The 18,331-nt window shown below is 60.6% G+C and carries 18 protein-coding genes; 4 read left to right on the top strand and 14 right to left on the bottom strand.

Annotated elements, in window-relative coordinates:
- Positions 1 to 24 precede the first annotated feature (24 nt).
- On the top strand, positions 25 to 2,907 hold the full coding sequence (gene uvrA, locus B8991_RS02195) for an excinuclease ABC subunit UvrA (RefSeq protein WP_084350147.1): 2,883 nt from the start codon (positions 25 to 27) through the stop codon (positions 2,905 to 2,907).
- Positions 2,908 to 2,930: 23 nt separating this feature from the next.
- Here uvrA and B8991_RS02190 read toward each other — a convergent pair whose 3' ends face one another.
- The 7 genes from B8991_RS02190 to B8991_RS02160 all read right to left on the bottom strand — a co-directional run bounded on the left by B8991_RS02190 (position 2,931) and on the right by B8991_RS02160 (position 9,644).
- The gene (locus B8991_RS02190) at positions 2,931 to 3,290 is read right to left on the bottom strand and encodes an excinuclease ABC subunit A (RefSeq protein WP_235866511.1); all 360 of its coding nucleotides are present in this window, start codon (positions 3,288 to 3,290) and stop codon (positions 2,931 to 2,933) included.
- Positions 3,291 to 3,398: 108 nt separating this feature from the next.
- Complete coding sequence (locus tag B8991_RS02185; RefSeq protein ID WP_084350146.1) at positions 3,399 to 3,602, bottom strand: YgaP family membrane protein; 204 nt, start codon at positions 3,600 to 3,602, stop codon at positions 3,399 to 3,401.
- A 74-nt stretch (positions 3,603 to 3,676) separates the two neighbouring features.
- The gene (mmsB, locus tag B8991_RS02180; protein ID WP_084350145.1) at positions 3,677 to 4,549 is read right to left on the bottom strand and encodes a 3-hydroxyisobutyrate dehydrogenase; all 873 of its coding nucleotides are present in this window, start codon (positions 4,547 to 4,549) and stop codon (positions 3,677 to 3,679) included.
- A 3-nt stretch (positions 4,550 to 4,552) separates the two neighbouring features.
- Positions 4,553 to 5,599, bottom strand: coding sequence for an enoyl-CoA hydratase/isomerase family protein (locus tag B8991_RS02175; RefSeq protein ID WP_235866510.1), 1,047 nt, complete (start codon positions 5,597 to 5,599; stop codon positions 4,553 to 4,555).
- The gene (locus tag B8991_RS02170; protein WP_084350143.1) at positions 5,596 to 6,741 is read right to left on the bottom strand and encodes an acyl-CoA dehydrogenase family protein; all 1,146 of its coding nucleotides are present in this window, start codon (positions 6,739 to 6,741) and stop codon (positions 5,596 to 5,598) included. The genes B8991_RS02175 and B8991_RS02170 overlap by 4 nt, the downstream gene beginning before the upstream one ends.
- 138 nt (positions 6,742 to 6,879) lie before the next feature.
- The gene (locus B8991_RS02165) at positions 6,880 to 8,007 is read right to left on the bottom strand and encodes a carboxylate-amine ligase (protein ID WP_143514461.1); all 1,128 of its coding nucleotides are present in this window, start codon (positions 8,005 to 8,007) and stop codon (positions 6,880 to 6,882) included.
- A gap of 137 nt (positions 8,008 to 8,144) precedes the next feature.
- Positions 8,145 to 9,644 carry a CoA-acylating methylmalonate-semialdehyde dehydrogenase gene (locus B8991_RS02160; protein ID WP_084350317.1) on the bottom strand — a complete coding sequence of 500 codons (1,500 nt, stop codon included), beginning with the start codon at positions 9,642 to 9,644 and terminating at the stop codon, positions 8,145 to 8,147.
- Positions 9,645 to 9,752: 108 nt separating this feature from the next.
- Between B8991_RS02160 and B8991_RS02155 the strand changes: the two genes are divergently transcribed.
- The 3 genes from B8991_RS02155 to coaD all read left to right on the top strand — a co-directional run bounded on the left by B8991_RS02155 (position 9,753) and on the right by coaD (position 11,711).
- Entirely contained in the window at positions 9,753 to 10,649 is an 897-nt protein-coding gene (locus B8991_RS02155; RefSeq protein WP_084350141.1) for a LysR family transcriptional regulator, read from the top strand.
- Between the two features lie 59 nt (positions 10,650 to 10,708).
- Positions 10,709 to 11,143, top strand: coding sequence for a CBS domain-containing protein (locus B8991_RS02150; RefSeq protein ID WP_084350140.1), 435 nt, complete (start codon positions 10,709 to 10,711; stop codon positions 11,141 to 11,143).
- A 70-nt stretch (positions 11,144 to 11,213) separates the two neighbouring features.
- Positions 11,214 to 11,711 carry a pantetheine-phosphate adenylyltransferase gene (coaD, locus tag B8991_RS02145; protein WP_084350139.1) on the top strand — a complete coding sequence of 166 codons (498 nt, stop codon included), beginning with the start codon at positions 11,214 to 11,216 and terminating at the stop codon, positions 11,709 to 11,711.
- 216 nt (positions 11,712 to 11,927) lie between these two features.
- On the opposite strand, the gene gap (B8991_RS02140) is transcribed toward coaD, so the two are convergent.
- The 7 genes from gap (B8991_RS02140) to B8991_RS02110 form a co-directional block, all read right to left on the bottom strand.
- Positions 11,928 to 12,932, bottom strand: a complete 1,005-nt coding sequence (gene gap / locus B8991_RS02140; protein WP_084350138.1) for a type I glyceraldehyde-3-phosphate dehydrogenase — start codon at positions 12,930 to 12,932, stop codon at positions 11,928 to 11,930.
- Between the two features lie 95 nt (positions 12,933 to 13,027).
- The gene (locus B8991_RS21390) at positions 13,028 to 13,171 is read right to left on the bottom strand and encodes a hypothetical protein (RefSeq protein WP_179141408.1); all 144 of its coding nucleotides are present in this window, start codon (positions 13,169 to 13,171) and stop codon (positions 13,028 to 13,030) included.
- A 168-nt stretch (positions 13,172 to 13,339) separates the two neighbouring features.
- Positions 13,340 to 14,344, bottom strand: coding sequence for a type I glyceraldehyde-3-phosphate dehydrogenase (gene gap / locus B8991_RS02130; RefSeq protein ID WP_084350136.1), 1,005 nt, complete (start codon positions 14,342 to 14,344; stop codon positions 13,340 to 13,342).
- 181 nt (positions 14,345 to 14,525) lie between these two features.
- Positions 14,526 to 14,972: a MarR family winged helix-turn-helix transcriptional regulator gene (locus tag B8991_RS02125; RefSeq protein WP_084350135.1), complete on the bottom strand. Its 447-nt coding sequence runs from the start codon at positions 14,970 to 14,972 to the stop codon at positions 14,526 to 14,528.
- 27 nt (positions 14,973 to 14,999) lie between these two features.
- Complete coding sequence (locus B8991_RS02120; protein ID WP_084350134.1) at positions 15,000 to 15,701, bottom strand: ABC transporter ATP-binding protein; 702 nt, start codon at positions 15,699 to 15,701, stop codon at positions 15,000 to 15,002.
- Complete coding sequence (locus tag B8991_RS02115; protein WP_084350133.1) at positions 15,694 to 16,464, bottom strand: ABC transporter ATP-binding protein; 771 nt, start codon at positions 16,462 to 16,464, stop codon at positions 15,694 to 15,696. Before B8991_RS02115 ends, B8991_RS02120 begins: the two co-directional genes overlap by 8 nt.
- Positions 16,461 to 18,320: an ABC transporter permease gene (locus B8991_RS02110; RefSeq protein WP_084350132.1), complete on the bottom strand. Its 1,860-nt coding sequence runs from the start codon at positions 18,318 to 18,320 to the stop codon at positions 16,461 to 16,463. The genes B8991_RS02115 and B8991_RS02110 overlap by 4 nt, the downstream gene beginning before the upstream one ends.
- Between the last annotated feature and the right edge of the window lie 11 nt (positions 18,321 to 18,331).

The following is an 18,331-nucleotide window of genomic DNA, read 5'->3' as shown; positions in this document are numbered from 1 at the left end:
TAACCGTCAATCGCAGGGGCAGTCATGGCTGAGTTGAAGCATATAGAGGTGCGCGGCGCGCGCGAGCATAACCTCAAGAATATCGACGTGGACATTCCGCGCGACAAGCTTGTGGTGATCACCGGGCTGTCGGGGTCCGGCAAGTCGTCGCTGGCCTTTGACACGGTCTATGCCGAAGGGCAGCGCCGCTATGTGGAATCGCTGTCGGCTTATGCCCGGCAATTCCTTGATATGATGCAGAAACCCGATGTGGATCATATCAGCGGTCTCAGCCCCGCGATTTCGATCGAACAGAAGACGACCTCGAAAAACCCGCGCTCGACCGTTGGCACGGTGACAGAGATCTACGACTATATGCGTCTGCTGTTTGCCCGCGCCGGTACGCCCTACAGCCCTGCAACCGGCCTGCCCATCGAGGCGCAACAGGTGCAGGACATGGTCGACCGCGTGATGACGATGGAGGAGGGGACGCGGGCCTACCTTCTGGCCCCGATCGTGCGCGACCGTAAAGGCGAATACCGCAAGGAATTCATCGAGTTGCGCAAGCAGGGTTTCCAGCGCGTCAAGGTCGATGGCACTTTTTACGAGTTGGATGAGCCGCCCACACTGGACAAGAAATTCCGCCACGATATTGACGTGGTGGTTGACCGTCTGGTCGTCAAGGAAGGTCTGGAGGTGCGCCTTGCCGACAGTTTCCGTACCGCGCTGGACCTGGCCGATGGCATCGCCGTGCTGGAGACCGCCGTCAGTGAGGGCGAGCCGGAGCGAATGACCTTCTCCGAGAAATTCGCCTGTCCCGTCAGCGGCTTCACCATCCCGGAGATTGAGCCGCGCCTGTTTTCGTTCAACGCGCCGTTCGGGGCTTGCCCGGAATGCGACGGGCTGGGGGTGGAACTGTTCTTCGACCCCAATCTGGTCGTCCCCGACACAACGCTGAAGATCGGCGACGGGGCGCTGGCACCGTGGCGAAAGGGCAAATCGCCCTATTTCACCCAGACCATCGAAGCCATTGCCAAACATTACGAATTTGACAAATCGGCCAAGTGGAAGGATCTGCCCGCGCATGTACAGCAGGTTTTTCTGTACGGGTCCGGCGAGGACGAGATCCCTTTCCGTTACGACGAGGGTGGCCGTGTCTATCAGGTTGAGCGGAGCTTTGAAGGCGTCATTCCGAATATGGAGCGGCGCTATCGTGAAACGGATTCCAACTGGATCCGCGAAGAATTCGAGCGTTATCAGAACAACCGGCCCTGCGGCACTTGCGGCGGATACCGCCTGCGCGAAGAGGCACTGGCAGTGAAGATCGGGCCGTCCGATGGCAAGCCAGAGGAGCGGCTGCATGTCGGGCAGGTCGTACAAATGAGCATTCGCGAAGCGTTTGACTGGTGCGAAGCCGTGCCGGGCCAACTGACCGCTCAGAAGAACGAGATCGCCCGCGCCATCCTCAAGGAAATCCGCGAACGGCTTGGGTTTCTGAACAATGTGGGTCTCGAATATCTGACCCTGTCGCGTAACGCGGGCACGCTGTCGGGTGGCGAGTCGCAACGGATCCGCTTGGCCAGCCAGATCGGTTCTGGCCTGACGGGTGTGCTGTATGTTCTGGACGAGCCGTCGATCGGTCTGCATCAACGCGACAATGACCGGCTGCTCGGCACACTGAAGAACCTGCGCGATCAGGGAAATACGGTGATCGTTGTCGAACATGACGAAGAAGCCATCCGCGAGGCGGATTACGTCTTTGATATTGGTCCCGGTGCCGGGGTGCATGGCGGGCAGGTGGTCAGCCGTGGCACGCCCGAAGAGATCATCGCCGATCCTGCCAGCCTGACCGGGCAATACCTGTCAGGCGCGCGCGAAATCGCCGTGCCTGAGGAGCGTCGCAAAGGCAACAAGAAGAAGCTGAAGGTCGTCAAGGCCACCGGCAACAACCTCAAGAACGTGACGGCGGAATTTCCGCTGGGCAAGTTTGTCTGCGTGACCGGCGTGTCAGGTGGGGGCAAGTCCACGCTGACGATCGAGACGCTGTTCAAGACTGCCTCGATGCGGTTGAACGGGGCACGGCAGACGCCTGCACCGTGTGAGACGATCAAGGGGTTGGAACATCTCGACAAGGTGATCGACATCGACCAACGCCCCATCGGGCGGACGCCGCGATCCAACCCTGCGACTTATACCGGCGCGTTCACGCCGATCCGTGACTGGTTCGCCGGGCTGCCAGAGGCCAAGGCGCGCGGCTACAAGCCCGGTCGGTTCAGTTTCAACGTCAAGGGTGGCCGCTGCGAGGCCTGTCAGGGTGACGGCGTCATCAAGATCGAGATGCATTTCCTGCCCGATGTCTATGTGACATGCGAGACTTGCAAAGGCGCGCGTTACAACCGTGAAACACTGGAAATAAAGTTCAAAGGCAAGAGCATAGCCGACGTTCTTGATATGACGGTTGAAGACGCTCAGAGCTTTTTCAAGGCCGTGCCGTCGATCCGGGACAAGATGGACGCGCTGGCCCGTGTCGGGCTTGGTTATATCAAGGTCGGCCAGCAAGCGACGACGCTTTCGGGCGGTGAGGCGCAGCGGGTGAAGCTGTCCAAGGAGCTGTCAAAACGCTCCACGGGGCGCACGCTGTATATTCTGGACGAGCCGACCACCGGCCTGCATTTCGAGGATGTGCGCAAGCTGTTGGAGGTGCTGCACGAGCTGGTCGATCAGGGCAACTCGGTCGTGGTGATCGAGCATAATCTCGACGTGATCAAGACCGCCGACTGGATCATCGACATTGGCCCCGAAGGCGGCGATGGCGGCGGCGAGATCGTGGCCACGGGAACCCCCGAGAAGGTTGCGGAAGAGCCGCGCAGTCACACGGGGCATTACCTCAAGGGTATGCTGAGCGCCCGCAAGGTGGCGGCAGAGTAGGGCACTGCTACCAGTCGCTGCGATCAATCGAGGATCGCAGCAACCGCACCGATCAGGTCCAGCACCTCGCGTGTTTCACGGTCGACCCGCAGCACCTGATCACCCACGCGGTAGTAGGTGTCGCTTGGGTCCAGCCCATAACGACCCGGTTCGCGGATGATTATGTAATCGCCGCGCCGCACGACCTCGCCGACGCGGTAATGGTAGCGGTCATGATCGTCATCCCGAATGCCTTGCTTCTTCGCAAGTCCGGGTGGGACGCAGGCCGGGCTCTTCTTGGTCAGTCCCGGGGGGCACGCCTTCGGCCCGGCAAGTCCCGCAGAAGCCGTGCCAACCGTCATCAATCCGGCAAGCATGGCGATGGCAGCAAGTTTCATGTGCATGACTGTTTCTCCAGAGTCGTTCCAAACGCCAATGCGCCGGTATCCAGAAATGTTCCAGCTGTTTCAGTTTCGCGCGCGGATCCTTGCCGTCATGCGGCGGCGACTTGCCTACTTGGTCTTGCAGGTGTTGATGCCGAGCAGCGCATAGGGCGGGCAGGAGCCCATGGCCGCCGTCGCCAGCATCGCCACGCCGACGACGCCCGCAATCCAAGCCCAACCGCCCGTAAGCGACGTGAAGACCAACAGCAGCAGCACGACGCCCAGCACGGCGCGGATCATCCGGTCGGTCTGGCCCATGTTTTTCGCAAGCATTTTCTTTTCTCCAATGAAGGTTTCATTCGAGGCTGAGCTTAACGACATATACAATTCGCGGAATATGACACAGATCAACTCCGCGCGCGTTTCTCGAATCGCGGCAGCATGGCAGAGAAATCCTTGCCTCTGCCATCCTCGTCCTCGACAAACCGCTTGTAGAGTTCCAGTGCGGCCGCGCCCATCGGCGTGTCAGCATCCGCCGCATCCGCAGCCTGCTGCGACAGGCCAAGGTCTTTCAGCATCAGTTCGGCCGCAAAACCTGGCAGGTATCCGTTATCGGCGGGTGATTGCGGACCAACCCCCGGTGCCGGACAATAGGCGTTCATCGACCAGCTATAGCCTGAAGAGGTGGAGACAACGTCGAACATTGCCTCGCGCGCAAGACCCAGCTTGTCGGCCAGCGCGAAGGCCTCGCATGTGGCAATCATGGTGACGCCTAGGATCATGTTGTTGCAGATCTTCGCGGCCTGCCCGTTGCCCGACGGACCGCAATGCACCGCTTTCTGGCCCATGACCTCGAACAGTGGCGCGGCCTTGGCAAAGCCTGTGTCGTCCCCGCCCACCATGAAGGTCAGCGTCCCGCCCGCAGCTCCACCGACCCCGCCGGATACCGGCGCGTCCAGCGCTGACAGGCCCGCCGCCTGCGCCTGCTCGGCCACGGCGCGCGCACTGTCCACATCGACAGTAGAGCAATCCAGAAACACCGCGCCATTTGTCATGGCCGGGATGATCTGGTCCGCGACATCGCGCAAAATCGCGCCACTGGGCAGCATGGTGATGACGACATCGGCCCCTGTTGCGGCCTCCGCGGCGCTTTTCGCCACTGATGCGCCCTCGGCCGTGGCACCCGCCACGTCAAAGCCGATCACATCATGTCCGGCCTTCACAAGATTGGCGGCCATCGGCGCGCCCATATTGCCCAATCCGATAAACCCGATCTTCATGCGTTAATCCTTTCCGTCGAAACTCAATACGTCAGCGCCCAGCGGTTGCAACATCTGCGACACCTCATCCGCAGGCACGCCGTCGATATTGTGCCGCCAGTTCGGGTTGCGATCCTTGTCGATGATCGCGGCGCGGATCCCTTCCAGAAAATCGCCGTGTTCCATGATGCGCCAAGAGACGCGATATTCAAGCGCCAACGCATCCCGGACCGTCAACGGCCCGGAACGCAACCGGCGCAGCATTTCCAGCGTCAGCGCCATCGACAACGGGGATGATCGCATCATGGCCTTGAGGGTCTCGGCGGCAAAGGTGCTGCTGTCCTGACGCAGCGCTGCTACGAGATCGGCAAGCGTATCTGTACTGAACAGCGTGTCGATCCGCGACTGGTGCCCGGCGAGTGTGCTTTCCGGTGCGGGACGCGACGCCGCTGAGATTGCTGTGATGTCGCCGCTCTGTTCAAGCGTCGCGATAAGCTGGGGCCACGCATCCTCTGGCACGAAAGCGTCGGCAAATCCCGCATGGATCGCGTCGCCCGGACCCATCCGCGCGGCGGTCAGGCCAAGATATTCGCCAAGCCTGCCCGGCGCGCGCGCCAGAAGGCAGGACCCGCCGACATCCGGCACAAAGCCGATACCGCATTCGGGCATGGAGATTCGGCTGCTATCGCCCACGATCCGGTGCGAGGCATGCCCGCCCAGACCGACACCGCCGCCCATCGTGAAGCCCTGCATCAGGCTGACGACAGGTTTGGGATACTCGGCAAGCGCCGCATTCATCCGGTATTCGTCATGCCAGAATTGCCGCCCATAGGCGTAGTCGCCATGCGCCCCGGTACGGTACATCTCGGCAATATCGCCACCGGCGCAGAACGCCTTGTCGCCTTGCCCGTCGAGGATCAGCAGGTCCACGTTCGGATCATCGCGCCAATCCTCCAACGCTTTCGCGATGTCGAGACACATGTCATAGGTCAACGCGTTCAGCGCCTTCGGGCGGGTCAGGGTGATCCGTCCGGCGCGGCCTTCGCGGCGGATGTGACTGTCCATGCTCATGCCCGCTCTGCCAACATCTGACGCGAGATGATCAGGCGCATGATCTCGTTCGTGCCTTCGAGGATCTGATGCACGCGCAGATCGCGGACGATCTTTTCGACTCCGTAATCGCCGAGATAGCCATAGCCGCCATGCAGTTGCAGGCATTGGTTGGCCACATCAAAGGCCGCGTCGGTGACGTAAAGCTTTGCCATGGCGCAGAATTTTGTGGCATCGGGTGCCTGATTGTCCAGCTTCCACGCGGCCTGACGCAGGAAGATCCGTGCCGATTGCAGCGCGACCTCCATTTCCGCCAGCCGGAACTGGAGCGCCTGAAACCGGTCGATGGTCTGGCCGAAGGCCTTGCGCTCGCCCATATAGGCCAGCGTCAGGTCCAGCGCGTTTTGGGCGCCACCAAGCGCGGAGGCCGCGATGTTCAGACGGCCGCCATCCAGCCCCGCCATCGCATAGGAAAAACCGCGCCCCTCTTCGCCGATCAGGTGGTCAAGCGGCACGGTGCAATCGTCGAATTGCACCTGGGCGGTGGGTTGCGCGCGCCAGCCCATCTTGTCCTCCAGCCCGCCAAAGCTAAGACCCGCTGTGCCATCCTCGATCACGACGGTCGAGATGCCCTTTGGCCCGTCTTCGCCGGTGCGGACCATGGTGATATAGGCGTCTGAATAGCCCGCGCCCGAGATAAAGGCCTTGGTGCCGTTCAGCACATAGCCCTCATTCGTCTTGTTGGCACGGGTCCGCAGGGCAGACGCGTCAGAGCCTGAACCGGGCTCGGTCAGGCAATAGCTGAACAGTTTCGACATGGTGCAGAGGTCAGGAAGCCATTTCGCCTTCGTCTCTTCACTGCCGAACTTGTCGATCATGCCGCCGCACATATTGTGGATCGACAGGAACGACCCCACGGCGGGACAGGCCATTGCCAGCGCCTCGAAGACCAGCGTGGCATCAAGCCGCGACAGACCCGATCCACCGAAATCTTCGGACACATAGATCCCGCCGAGGCCAAGTTCCGCCACCCGCGGCCACAGATCTTTGGGGATGGTGCCCTGCTTTTCCCAGTCGCGCGCGAAGGGTGCGATATGTTCCTGCCCGAAGGCGCGTGCCATGTCGAAAATGGCGGTCTGTTCCTCGCTCAGCGCGAAATCCATGATGTCCCCTCCGGCGGTAGTGAATTGAACGAATGGTTAATTCGGGTTTGTTGCAGGAGTGTTTCGAGTGTTCAAGGGCATGTCCCAATGATCTGGCTGCCTTCCGATCAGAAAACGTGTCGCCATTTCCGGTCCCCGTCAAAGCCCTTCGTGGAACTCCTCGACCAGATGGGCAACAACGGCGCGCATCTGCCCTTCGTGGTCCTTGCCGTCCGCTTTGGCTGTCGCCAGCACCTCGCGTTGCCGGGTTGATGATGTTCCATCCGCGGCGATGCGGCGCAACTGTTCGATGTCTCGCATGCATTTCAGGGTGCCTGCGTCCTCTTCGACAAGCGCGATCAGTTCATCGACCAATTCGTGAAACGGGACGATTTCGCCCCGGCCAAAATCAATCAGCCCTTCGGTGACGCCGTAGCGCTGCGCCCGCCAGCGATTTTCGCTGATCAGGAAGCGATCATAAATTCGCCAGCGTTGGTTCTTGACGCGAAGCCGCCACAGCATCCGCAGCAGGCATTGGTTCAGTGCCGCCAGCGCCAGCGTGTCCTCAAGCCGGGGCGACACGTCCATGATGCGCGTTTCCAGCGTTGGAAACTGTGCGGAGGGACGCAGATCCCACCAGATTTTCGAGATATCTTCGATCACGCCCAGTTCTATCAGGACATCGACAGAGCGTTGAAAATCCTGCCAGCTTTCGAATTGCGGGGGCAGGCCGGTGCGGGGCAGGTTGTCAAAGACAGAGATGCGGTAAGACGCCATCTTGGTGTCCTGCCCCTGCCAATAGGGCGAAGAGGTCGACAGCGCCAGAAGATGCGGCAGGAAATACGACATTTGCCGCATCAGATCCGCCCGCAGCAGATCGTCGTTCAATCCGACATGCACATGGCAACCGCAGATCAGCATACGCCGCGCCACGCCGCCGAGATCGCGCTCCAGTGTGTTGTAGCGGTCCTTGTCAGTGTGGCTTTGGGTCTTCCAGTCGGCAAGCGGGTGGCAGGACGCGGCGATCGGGGCCAATCCGTATTTGCGCGCATGTTTCGACACTGTGTTGCGCAACCGTTTAAGGTCCTCGCGCGCCTCGCCGGTATCGGCGCAGACCTTGGTGCCAATCTCTATCTGGCATTGCAGGAATTCGGGACTGACCTGATGTTCAAGCTCTGATGTGCAGGCGTCCATCAACTCTTCCGGCGCTTCGGCCAAGGCGTATGTCTCAAGGTCAACGAGCAGGTATTCCTCCTCGATGCCGATGCTGAAGGCGGGTTCTGTCACAGGCTGCCCCTCTTGATCGCTTCTGTCAGTTGACCAGAGCATGCCGGGCAGGGCAAGCCTCGCGCGAACGCCACATGGCGAAAGGGCGGCCCGTGAAGCCGCCCTTTACTGGTCATTTATCCGGCGTCAGGCGCGGATCAGTCCATCGCCTTGAAGTTGAACTCTCCGCCGTCCTTGATGCCCGAGAACCAGCGCGCGGTGACGGTCTTGGTCTTGGTGTAGAACCGGAACGCATCGGGGCCGTATTGGTTGAGATCGCCAAAGGCCGATTTCTTCCAGCCGCCGAATGTGTGGTAGCTCAGCGGCACCGGGATCGGGAAGTTGATGCCGACCATGCCGACATTGACCCGGTGGGCAAAGTCGCGCGCCGTGTCGCCATCCGCCGTGTAGATCGCTGTACCGTTGCCATAGGGATTGTCGATCACAAGGTTCAGCGCGTCCTCGTAGGTCTCGGCACGCACGGTGCTGAGGACGGGGCCGAAGATCTCTTCCTTGTAGATGTCCATATCGGGCGTCACGTTGTCAAACAGCGATGGGCCGACGAAAAAGCCATCCTCATAGCCTTGCAGGCTGAAGTTTCGCCCGTCGATGACCAGCTTGGCGCCTTGATCCACCCCGGAATTGACCAGCCCCTCGATCCGCTCTTTGGAGGCGGCGGTGATGACAGGGCCATAGTCCACATCGTCGCCGGACGTGTAGGGACCGACCTTCAGCTTTTCGACGCGCGGAATCAGGCTTTCCATCAGCCTGTCGGCGGTTTCCTCGCCCACAGGCACGGCAACAGAGATCGCCATGCAGCGTTCGCCCGCCGCGCCGAAACCTGCGCCCACAAGCGCGTCGGCGGCCTTTTCAATATCGGCATCCGGCATGATGATCATGTGGTTCTTGGCACCGCCGAAGCATTGCGCCCGTTTGCCATTATTCGCGGCACGACCATAGATGTATTGCGCAATCGGGGTGGAGCCGACAAAGCCCACGGCCTGCACGGTGTCGTTGTCGAGGATCGCATCCACGACTTCCTTGTCGCCGTTGATGACCTGAAGCACCCCGTCCGGCAGACCGGCCTCTGTCAGCAACTCGGCCAGACGCAGAGAGGTTGACGGGCAACGCTCGGACGGCTTGAGGATCATCGCGTTGCCGCAGGTCAGGGCAGGCGCCATTTTCCACAGTGGGATCATCGCGGGGAAGTTGAACGGCGTGATGCCGGCAACTACACCCAGTGGCTGGCGCATGGAATACAGGTCAATGCCGGGGCCACCATCATCGGTGAACTCGCCTTTCAGCAGCGACGGCCCGCCCATGCAAACCTCGACGACTTCCAGCCCGCGCTGCACGTCACCGCGCCCATCGGGCAGGGTCTTGCCATGCTCGCGGCTGACCAACTCTGCCAACTCGTCCATATGCTCGTTGATCAGCGCGCCGAATTTCATCATCACCCGCGCGCGGCGCTGCGGGTTGGTGGCGCCCCAGGCTTTTTGCGCCTCTTCGGCCTTGGCAACGGCATCGTTCAACTCTTCGACGGTCGCCAGCGGCACCTTGGCCTGCACTTCGCCCGTGGCCGGGTTCATCACATCGGCAAACCGGCCCGACGTGCCCTTGACGTGCTTGCCATTGATATAGTGGCTGAGTTCCTGCATCCGATATTCCTCCTTGGATCCGAGATTGCCGCCACAATAGTCTTGCAAAAATGCGGAAAGAAGGCCCAATTTGCCAAAAAGACATTGCAGAAATGCAAAGGGGGGCAAATGGCGCAGGGCTGGGACGATATGCGGATCTTTCTGGGGGTCGCGCGTGGCGAAAGCCTGTCGGCGGCGGGGCGCGTCCTGCGGATGGACCCCGCGACGGTAGGGCGGCGGATCTCGCGGCTGGAGCAAGACCTCGGTGCGCCGCTTTTTGTCAAGTCGCCGCTGGGCTATGCGCTGACAGAAGCAGGCCAGCGCTTGATCACCCATGCGGAACGCGCGGAGCAGGCGATGCAGGCGGCGCAAGAGGCCGTGACGGGCGGCACCGGTGCGCTTTCAGGTCAGATTCGCATCGGTGCACCGGATGGCTGCGCAAATTTCCTGCTGCCGCAGGTCTGTGCCGAAATTTCCAGCGCCAATCCCGATCTTGAAATCCAGATCGTCGCCTTGCCCCGCGTGGTGAATCTTTCCAAGCGCGAGGCGGACATGGCCATCGCCGTCAGCCCGCCGCAAACCGGGCGGCTGAGCGTGCAGAAGATCACCGATTACCAACTGCATCTGGCAGCGTCACTGGATTATCTGGACCAAAACGGGCCGATCGAAACCACGCAAGCGCTGCGCGGGCATCGTTTGATCGGTTATATTCCGGACATGATCTTTGACAAGGAATTGGACTATCTGGATGAATTCGGCCTGACCCGCGTGGCGCTGGCGTCCAATTCGGTCTCGGTCCAATTTCACTGGGTGCGGCAGGGGGCGGGTCTGGGCGTGGTGCATGACTTTGCCATTCCGTCCACATCGAATGTGCGCCGTGTTCTGACCCATGAGATCTGGCTGACCCGCAGCTTTTATCTGATACGCCATGCTGACGACCGAAAGCTGGAACGGATGAACCGCCTTGCCGCAGCACTGGCGGACGGATTGCGCCGCGAGGTCGCACGTCTTGAAGCACTGACTTGACAGCTACGTCTGTTCTGTAGACGCTGAAACCATTGCAATTTTGTGCGGAGGCTCGCCACATGCTCGTCCACCAGATCCTTAAAGCCAAAGGTGATACCGGTGTGGTTACAATCAAGCCCGGAACCAAGGTTTCCGAAGTGACGCATTTGCTTGCAGAGCGCCGGATCGGCGGTGTGATCGTGTCATCCGATGGCAAGGCGGTCGAAGGTATCTTGTCAGAGCGCGACATCGTGCGGACGCTGGCGCTGAAAGGGGCGTCCTGTCTGGATGAAGAGGCTCGGGAGATGATGACTCGCAATCCGTCCTGCTGCGGATCTGGCGATCAGGCCGATGACATTCTTCAGCGCATGACGGACGGTCGATTCCGCCATATGCCGGTGACACAGAACAACGAACTGATCGGAATTGTCACCATCGGCGACGTCGTCAAGGCACGCCTGCAAGAACTGTCGATGGAAAAAGACGCGCTTGAAGGCATGATCATGGGGCATTGATTTCGCTTTTTTCTTGCATTCCCGTACGCAATAATATTGCGTGCGCGGCAGGAAAAAAGAGAGAAATCCCATGCGCATCGGCCTGTATCCCGGCACTTTCGATCCCATCACGATGGGACATATCGACATTATTCGCCGAGCTGCCGTCTTGGTTGACAGGCTGGTGATTGGCGTCGCCATCAATCGCGACAAGGGGCCGCTGTTTTCGCTTGAGGAACGGGTAGGGATGATTGAGGCGGAATGCGCGTCCTTGTCGGAACAGACCGGGACAGAGATCGTCGCTCATCCCTTCGAGAACCTGTTGATCGACTGTGCCAGTGACGTCGGCGCGCAGGTGATCGTCCGCGGTTTGCGGGCGGTCGCGGATTTTGAGTATGAATATCAGATGGTTGGTATGAATCGCGCGCTAAACAGCTCTATCGAGACGGTGTTCCTGATGGCAGACGCGCGGCATCAGGCGATTGCCTCAAAACTGGTGAAAGAGATTGCGCGATTGGGAGGGGATGTACGCAAGTTCGTCACACCTCCGGTGCGCGATGCGCTGATATCCAGGTTCGATCAGGGATGAATATCTTGCGTCTGACTGAATAAGATATTGAAATCTGTATGCTCTATAACGTCACAGCGCAGCGCCTGTCAAAGCGACGTCGTTGACGTATACCCACGCTAGGCTTCGGAAATCTCTGATCTTGTGCATCCGTGCCGAGGTCGGGCATCCTCTTGCAAAAGGAAACGCCCCGGATTTAACCCCGAGGCGTTTCGTTCATTCTATCAAAGCTGACGCTTAGATGAACTTGCCCATCGCAACGGCCGTGTCGGCCATGCGGTTGGAAAAACCCCATTCGTTGTCATACCAGGTCAGAATGCGGCACATGTTGCCGTCCATCACCTTGGTCTGATCATAAGCAAAGGTAGAGCTGTGCGGGTCATGGTTGAAGTCAGAGCTGACCAGCGGCTCATCCGTGCCTGCCAGAATGCCCTTGAGAGGACCAGACGCGGCCGCCTTGCGGATCGCTTCATTGATCTCCTCGACTGACGTGTCGCGATCCGCTTCGAATGTCAGATCGACGACCGACACGTTGGGGGTGGGAACACGGATGGCGACGCCGTCCAGCTTGCCGTTCAATTCCGGCAGAACCAGACCCACGGCCTTGGCCGCGCCGGTCGAGGTTGGGATCATCGACATGGCCGCAGCGCGTGCGCGGTACAGATCCTTGTGCATCGTGTCCAGTGTCGGCTGGTCACCGGTATAGCTGTGCACCGTGGTCATGAAGCCGCGCTTGATGCCGATGGCGTCGTTCAGAACCTTGGCGACGGGTGACAGGCAGTTGGTGGTGCAGGACGCGTTCGACACGATCAGGTCAGCCGCGCTCAGCGAATCGTGGTTCACACCGTAAACGATGGTCTTGTCTGCATCCTTGCCGGGGGCAGAAATCAGAACGCGGCTGGCACCGTTTTCCAGATGCGCCTGACAGGCGTCCTTCGAGGTGAAAATCCCGGTGCATTCCAGTACGATGTCCACGTCACCCCAGGGCAGGTCGGCGGGGTTGCGCATCGCAGTGACCTTGATCGGGCCACGGCCCACGTCAATCGTGTCGCCATTGACGGTCACGGTGCCGGGGAACCGGCCATGAACGCTGTCATAACGCACCAGATGGGCGTTGGTCTCGACAGGGCCGAGATCGTTGATCGCGATCACCTCGATATCGGTACGACCGGATTCTACGATGGCACGCAGCACATTGCGTCCGATCCGTCCGAACCCGTTGATAGCAACTTTGACTGTCATGTCTGCGCTCCTTGATTTGGCGTAATCTTTGTTAGCGGTAACAACCGCACCTGAGCAAAAAAGTCAACCGGGCTGTCACCACAGGTTTCCTTACCCTAGCGCCAGAAGGCAAGCCAATCGATCAGGGTTGCGAATTTTCTCGCAAGAAAAACGAGGCCAATGCCGTCGTTCAGGACCACATCCACGCCGATGCAAGCAAGCAGTAAGATACCAAGGATGATGGAAAGCGTATTGGTCATGCCAGCCTTGTCGTCACTCTGCGGATCGGGTGCGGGCCGCTTGCCCAAGAACCGGGATGGCAGATGGCTGCGGCCCTGTCACGCGCAAATTGCGGCGTTCGCAAACACAAAAGCGCCCGGCTGACATGATGCCAACCGGGCGTAAAATGATGCATGTCGTCGCAAAACTCAGTGCAGCAGGCGACCCATGCAGGCGGCCACGTCGGCCATGCGTGCCGAGAAACCCCATTCATTGTCGTACCAGGCCAGCACGCGCACTGAGCGACCACCCACGACCTTGGTCTGGTCGGGTGCAAAGATGCACGAATGCGTGGTGTGGTTGAAATCTATCGATACCTTGGGGGCGGCATCATAGGACAGCACGCTGCCCATGCGGCCTGCGGCGGCCTCTGCCATGACCTCGTTCACGTCATCGACGGTGACATCGCGGCCTGCCTCAAAGGTCAAATCCACGGCCGAGACGTTCGGTGTGGGGACGCGAAGGGCGGTGCCATCCAGACGGCCTTCCATTTCCGGCAGAACCTCTGCCAGTGCTTTCGCTGCACCGGTGGAGGTGGGAATCATCGCCAAAGCGGCAGCGCGGGCGCGGTACAGGTCATCGTGACGCCGGTCCAGCGTCGGCTGATCGCCGGTATAGCTGTGGATCGTGGTCATGATGCCGCGCTCGATGCCAATCGCCTCGTGCAGCACTTTCGCCAGCGGGGCAAGGCAGTTGGTTGTGCAGGACCCGTTGGAGACCATGCGCTCGTTCGCCAGAAGGTCGCGGTGGTTGACGCCGTAGACCACGGTGCGGTCAACATTCTTGGCAGGCGCTGAAATGAGGACTTTCTTGGCGCCGCGTTCCAGATGGACCGAGGATTTCTGCCCGTCGTTGAATTTTCCGGTGCATTCCAGAACCACGTCGCAACCGGACCAGTCCAGTTCTGCCGGGTCGTAGGTCGAATAGACCTGCATCGGGCCACGGCCCAGATCCATCGTGTTTCCCTCGACGTGGACCTCGCCGCCAAAGCGGCCATGCACACTGTCATAACGCAGCAGGTGAGCGTTCGTCTCGATCGGGCCGGTGGCGTTGATCTTGACCACCTGAACGTCGTTGCGCGCGGCCTCTGTGATATGGGCAAGGGTGCTGCGGCCAATACGGCCAAATCCGTTGATGCCAAGTGTCACGGTCATGGGGCGGTTCCTGTTCAGCGGTCGGGTTCCCCCGGCTATAGCCACCAATACTGCGACCGCAAAGGTAAAAAACGTTTTTTGGCAATGTGTTAGCGTTAAACGTGACAAGCGGGCACATGGTGGCGCTAACCGTTTTCGCAAACAGGCCAGAACGGATGACCGGCTGGGCAAGCGGCGGGTATCAGGAAATCTTGCGCAGCAGCCTTAGCAGGGTTTCGCGTTCCTTCTCGCGCAGCGGTGCAAGCGTGGTCTCACTGACCTCCACCGCAGCGGCGACAGCCTTGTCAATCAACGTCGTCCCGGCAGGAGTGAGCGACACGAGATGGCGGCGGCGGTCATCAGGGTCGGGGCCGACCTGTAACAGCGACCGTACGATCAGCCGGTCGACGACACCTTTTGTGGTGGCCGCATCCATCGCCACGGAGCGGCCCAGCAGGTTCTGCGAAGCGGGGCCGTTCTCGGCCAGCCTGAACAGAACCGCGAACTGCATCGCCGTCAACTTGCCCGGCACCAGAGCCGCGAAGAGAGTGGAGTTGCGCTGATAGGCCCGGCGCAGAAGAAAGCCGATCTGGTCGTCCAGCACATAGCCATGGCCTCCGTTGGCCCCATCGACATTGTCCCGACTCATGCCACCCTCACGGCGGTTACGATCGGATCAGACCGACAGATAGGCATCACGGATTTCCGGATGGGCTTCAAGCTCGGTAAAGCTGCCGTCGAACTTCTTTTCGCCGCCTTCGATGATGATCGCGCGGTCCGCCACGGCGCGGGCGAAATGCAGGTTCTGTTCAGAGATCATCACCGTCAGCCCTTCGGATTTCAGCTTCAGAATGGTCTCTGCCATTTCCTCGACGATGACCGGCGCGATGCCCTCTGACGGTTCATCCAACAGCAGCAGCAGTGGATTGCCCATCAGCGTGCGCCCGATGGTCAGCATCTGCTGCTCGCCGCCCGACAGGTGCTTGCCACGATTGGTGCGACGCTCGGCAAGATTGGGAAAGATCTCGAAAAGCTGTTCCATCGTCCATTCCGGGGCACCGTCTCGGGGCGGCTGACGGCCGACTTCGAGGTTTTCCAATACGGTGAGGTCGGTGAAGATGCGGCGGTCTTCGGGGACATAGCCCAAGCCCGCCTTGGCCACCCGAAAGGCAGGTTTCCCGATCAGCTCCTGCCCCTGAAAGCTGACCGACCCCTGACGTGGGCGCACAAGCTGCATCACCGATTTCATCGTCGTGGATTTGCCCGCGCCGTTGCGGCCCAGCAGGGCAACCACCTCGCCGCGCGGCACGTCAAAGCTCAGCCCGCCAAGGATATGCGCCTTGCCGTAATAGCTGTGGATGTCGTTGACGTTAAGCATTCCGCGCCTCCGCAAACAGGGTGCCACCGCCAAGGTAAACCTCTTGCACGCGGGCGTCGTTGCGGACCTCTTCGGCGCTGCCTTCGGTGATCAACTCGCCCCGGTTCAGCACCATGATGTGATGCGAATGGGCAAAGACCACATCCATGTCATGTTCGGTGAACAGGACAGACACGCCCTGATCGCGTACGATATCCGCCACCAGTTGCATCAGCGCGATCCGCGCGCTGGAGGCCATGCCCGCCGTGGGTTCATCCATCAGCAAAAGACGCGGACGGTGACATAGCGCGATCGCCAGTTCCAGCCGCTTCAGATCGCCATAGGCCAGAACAGAGCAGGGACGGTCGGCCTGATCTTCCATCTCCACGGTTTTCAGGAACTCGAATGCCTCATCGCGGTAGAGCCGCCAGGCGCGCGGCGCGATGGCGTATAGTTTGCGGTGATGGCTCATCAGCGCCATCTGCACATTCTCGATCACGGTCATCGACGGATAGGTGCCGGTGATCTGGAAGGTGCGCCCGACGCCGCGTCGCCAGATCTCGCGCGGGCGCAGGCCGGTGATCTTCTTGCCATCCAGCCAGACAGTGCCCGCCGTGGGTTTCAACTGACCCATCAGCATGTTGAAACAGGTGGATTTTCCGGCCCCATTGGGACCGATCAGCGCCTTCAACTCGCCCTTGGCCACGGAAAAGGACACGTCATTGACGGCAAGAAACCCGTCATAGCTTTTCTTGAGGTGTTCGACGCGCAGGATCTCGGTCATTTCGACACCTCGCTTTCGCTGCCGCGTATCTGCGTACACAGGCTGCGCAGCGAGCCGACGATGCCTTCGGGGGCGATGATGACCACGGCGATGATAAGCAAGCCCAGCAGCAGCCGCCAGTATTCCAGCCGGGTCAGCCAATCCTCGACCAGTGTCATGAAGCCCGCACCGACAACCCCGCCGGCCAGCGTCTTTACGCCGCCAAGGAAGACCACGATCAGCGCGTCGAAACTGGCACCGATCTCCAGTTCGGTCGGAAAGACAGAGCCTTTTGAGAACACGAAGATGCCGCCTGCGAGGCCCGCCATCGCGCCTGCCAAGGCAAACGCCGCGTATTGGATGCGCTTGACGTCGATGCCCGTCGCCTCGGCCTGTCTTGGGCTGTCACGCCCTGCGCGCAGGGCATAGCCGAACGGCGCGTGGATGACGTGACGCAGGAACAGGATGCCGCCGACACCAAGTGCGAGGGTGAAGTAATAATAGGCCGAAGGGCTGTTCAGCCAGTCGGCGGGCCAGATATTGACCAACCCGTCATCGCCGCGCGTCACATCACGCCACTGGAAGGCCAGCGACCAGACCAGCTGCGAGAATGCCAGTGTCAGCATGGCGAAATAGACGCCCGTCAGACGGATGCAGAACCAGCCGATGCCAAGCGCCAGAAGGCCGGCGGCGAAGGGCGCGAACAGAAAAGCCAGTTCCATGCGCGTGTCGGTGTGAAACACCAGCAGCGCCGCCGCATAAGCGCCGCCACCGAAGAACGCGGCATGGCCAAAGCTGACCAGCCCGCCGGTGCCAAGGATGAAGTGCAGCGACGCGGCGAACAGCGCGAAGACGATCATGTCGACGGTCAGTGTCAGCACGAATTGTTCGGCAAACAAGGGCAGGGTGGCCAATAGGGCCAGCAAGCCCGCCACCAGCATCTTGCCGACACGGCCATAGGGACGGATCGGTGTTTCGGGCGCGCCCGCTTGCCCGTGCTCGCCCGCGACTTCCTCGCGCCCCAACAGGCCGTAGGGCCGCACGATCAGCACGATGGCCATGACCACGAACATCAGCACCAGCGTCGATTGCGGCAGGTAGGTCACGCCGAAGACGCTGAGGACAGAGATCAGGACAGCGGCAATGAATGCGCCGGGCAGCGACCCCATGCCGCCGATCACCACCACCACGAAGACCGCCCCGATGATGTTGAAATCCATCAGCAGATCCGCGCCACCCTTGGGCAGTTGCAATGCGCCGCCCCAGCCGGCAAGGGCAGACCCAAGCGCGAAGACCCCGGTGAAAAGCCACGCCTGATTCACACCCAGAGCGCCCACCATCTCTCGGTCCTGCGTGGCCGCACGGACCAACACGCCGACACGCGTGCGGGTGATGAGATACCACAAGGCGAACAGGATGAAGGGCGTGATGGCGATCAGGATGATGTCGTATTTCGGCACCGGCTCTCCGAAGATGCGCCAGACGCCGCGCAGGCCGGGGGCGCGCGGGCCAAGCCGGTCCTCGGCACCCCAGATCATCAGGGCGAGGTCCTGAATGACGAGGATCACGCCGAAAGTGGCGACAAGCTGGAACAGCTCCGGTGCGCGGTAGATGGGCCGCAAAACGACCATTTCCACAAAGGCACCGATTGCGCCAACCGCAAGGCCGGTCAAAATGATTGCGCCCCAGAAGCCAACGGCACCCGGCAAAACCTCCATGAGAGTAACGCCCACAAAGGCACCTAGCATGTAGAATGACCCATGCGCGAAATTCACGATCCGCGTGACACCGAAGATCAGCGACAGGCCGGAGGCGACGAGAAAAAGTGCTGCGGCATTGGCAAGCCCGGTCAGGAACTGGGCGAAGAAGAAGGCCATGTCGGTCCTCT

This window comes from Primorskyibacter flagellatus (assembly GCF_900176485.1).
GTDB lineage: Bacteria > Pseudomonadota > Alphaproteobacteria > Rhodobacterales > Rhodobacteraceae > Primorskyibacter > Primorskyibacter flagellatus.
The sequence above is the reverse complement of the archived record's forward strand: the minus strand, read 5'-3'. Positions and strand labels throughout refer to the sequence as shown.

Excerpts from the sequence above, each read along its gene's own strand:
- gap (WP_084350136.1), bottom strand. The coding sequence starts at position 14,344 with ATGACCGTGACACTTGGCATCAACGGATTTGGCCGTATTGGCCGCAGC.
- B8991_RS02110 (WP_084350132.1), bottom strand. The coding sequence starts at position 18,320 with ATGGCCTTCTTCTTCGCCCAGTTCCTGACCGGGCTTGCCAATGCCGCA.
- B8991_RS02155 (WP_084350141.1), top strand. The coding sequence starts at position 9,753 with ATGGCGCAGGGCTGGGACGATATGCGGATCTTTCTGGGGGTCGCGCGT.
- B8991_RS02170 (WP_084350143.1), bottom strand. The coding sequence starts at position 6,741 with ATGGATTTCGCGCTGAGCGAGGAACAGACCGCCATTTTCGACATGGCA.
- B8991_RS02190 (WP_235866511.1), bottom strand. The coding sequence starts at position 3,290 with ATGCACATGAAACTTGCTGCCATCGCCATGCTTGCCGGATTGATGACG.
- uvrA (WP_084350147.1), top strand. The coding sequence starts at position 25 with ATGGCTGAGTTGAAGCATATAGAGGTGCGCGGCGCGCGCGAGCATAAC.
- B8991_RS02160 (WP_084350317.1), bottom strand. The coding sequence starts at position 9,644 with ATGCAGGAACTCAGCCACTATATCAATGGCAAGCACGTCAAGGGCACG.
- gap (WP_084350138.1), bottom strand. The coding sequence starts at position 12,932 with ATGACAGTCAAAGTTGCTATCAACGGGTTCGGACGGATCGGACGCAAT.
- B8991_RS02125 (WP_084350135.1), bottom strand. The coding sequence starts at position 14,972 with ATGAGTCGGGACAATGTCGATGGGGCCAACGGAGGCCATGGCTATGTG.
- B8991_RS02175 (WP_235866510.1), bottom strand. The coding sequence starts at position 5,599 with ATGAGCATGGACAGTCACATCCGCCGCGAAGGCCGCGCCGGACGGATC.
- B8991_RS02120 (WP_084350134.1), bottom strand. The coding sequence starts at position 15,701 with ATGCTTAACGTCAACGACATCCACAGCTATTACGGCAAGGCGCATATC.
- B8991_RS02185 (WP_084350146.1), bottom strand. The coding sequence starts at position 3,602 with ATGCTTGCGAAAAACATGGGCCAGACCGACCGGATGATCCGCGCCGTG.
- mmsB (WP_084350145.1), bottom strand. The coding sequence starts at position 4,549 with ATGAAGATCGGGTTTATCGGATTGGGCAATATGGGCGCGCCGATGGCC.
- B8991_RS02150 (WP_084350140.1), top strand. The coding sequence starts at position 10,709 with ATGCTCGTCCACCAGATCCTTAAAGCCAAAGGTGATACCGGTGTGGTT.
- B8991_RS21390 (WP_179141408.1), bottom strand. The coding sequence starts at position 13,171 with ATGACCAATACGCTTTCCATCATCCTTGGTATCTTACTGCTTGCTTGC.
- B8991_RS02115 (WP_084350133.1), bottom strand. The coding sequence starts at position 16,464 with ATGACCGAGATCCTGCGCGTCGAACACCTCAAGAAAAGCTATGACGGG.
- coaD (WP_084350139.1), top strand. The coding sequence starts at position 11,214 with ATGCGCATCGGCCTGTATCCCGGCACTTTCGATCCCATCACGATGGGA.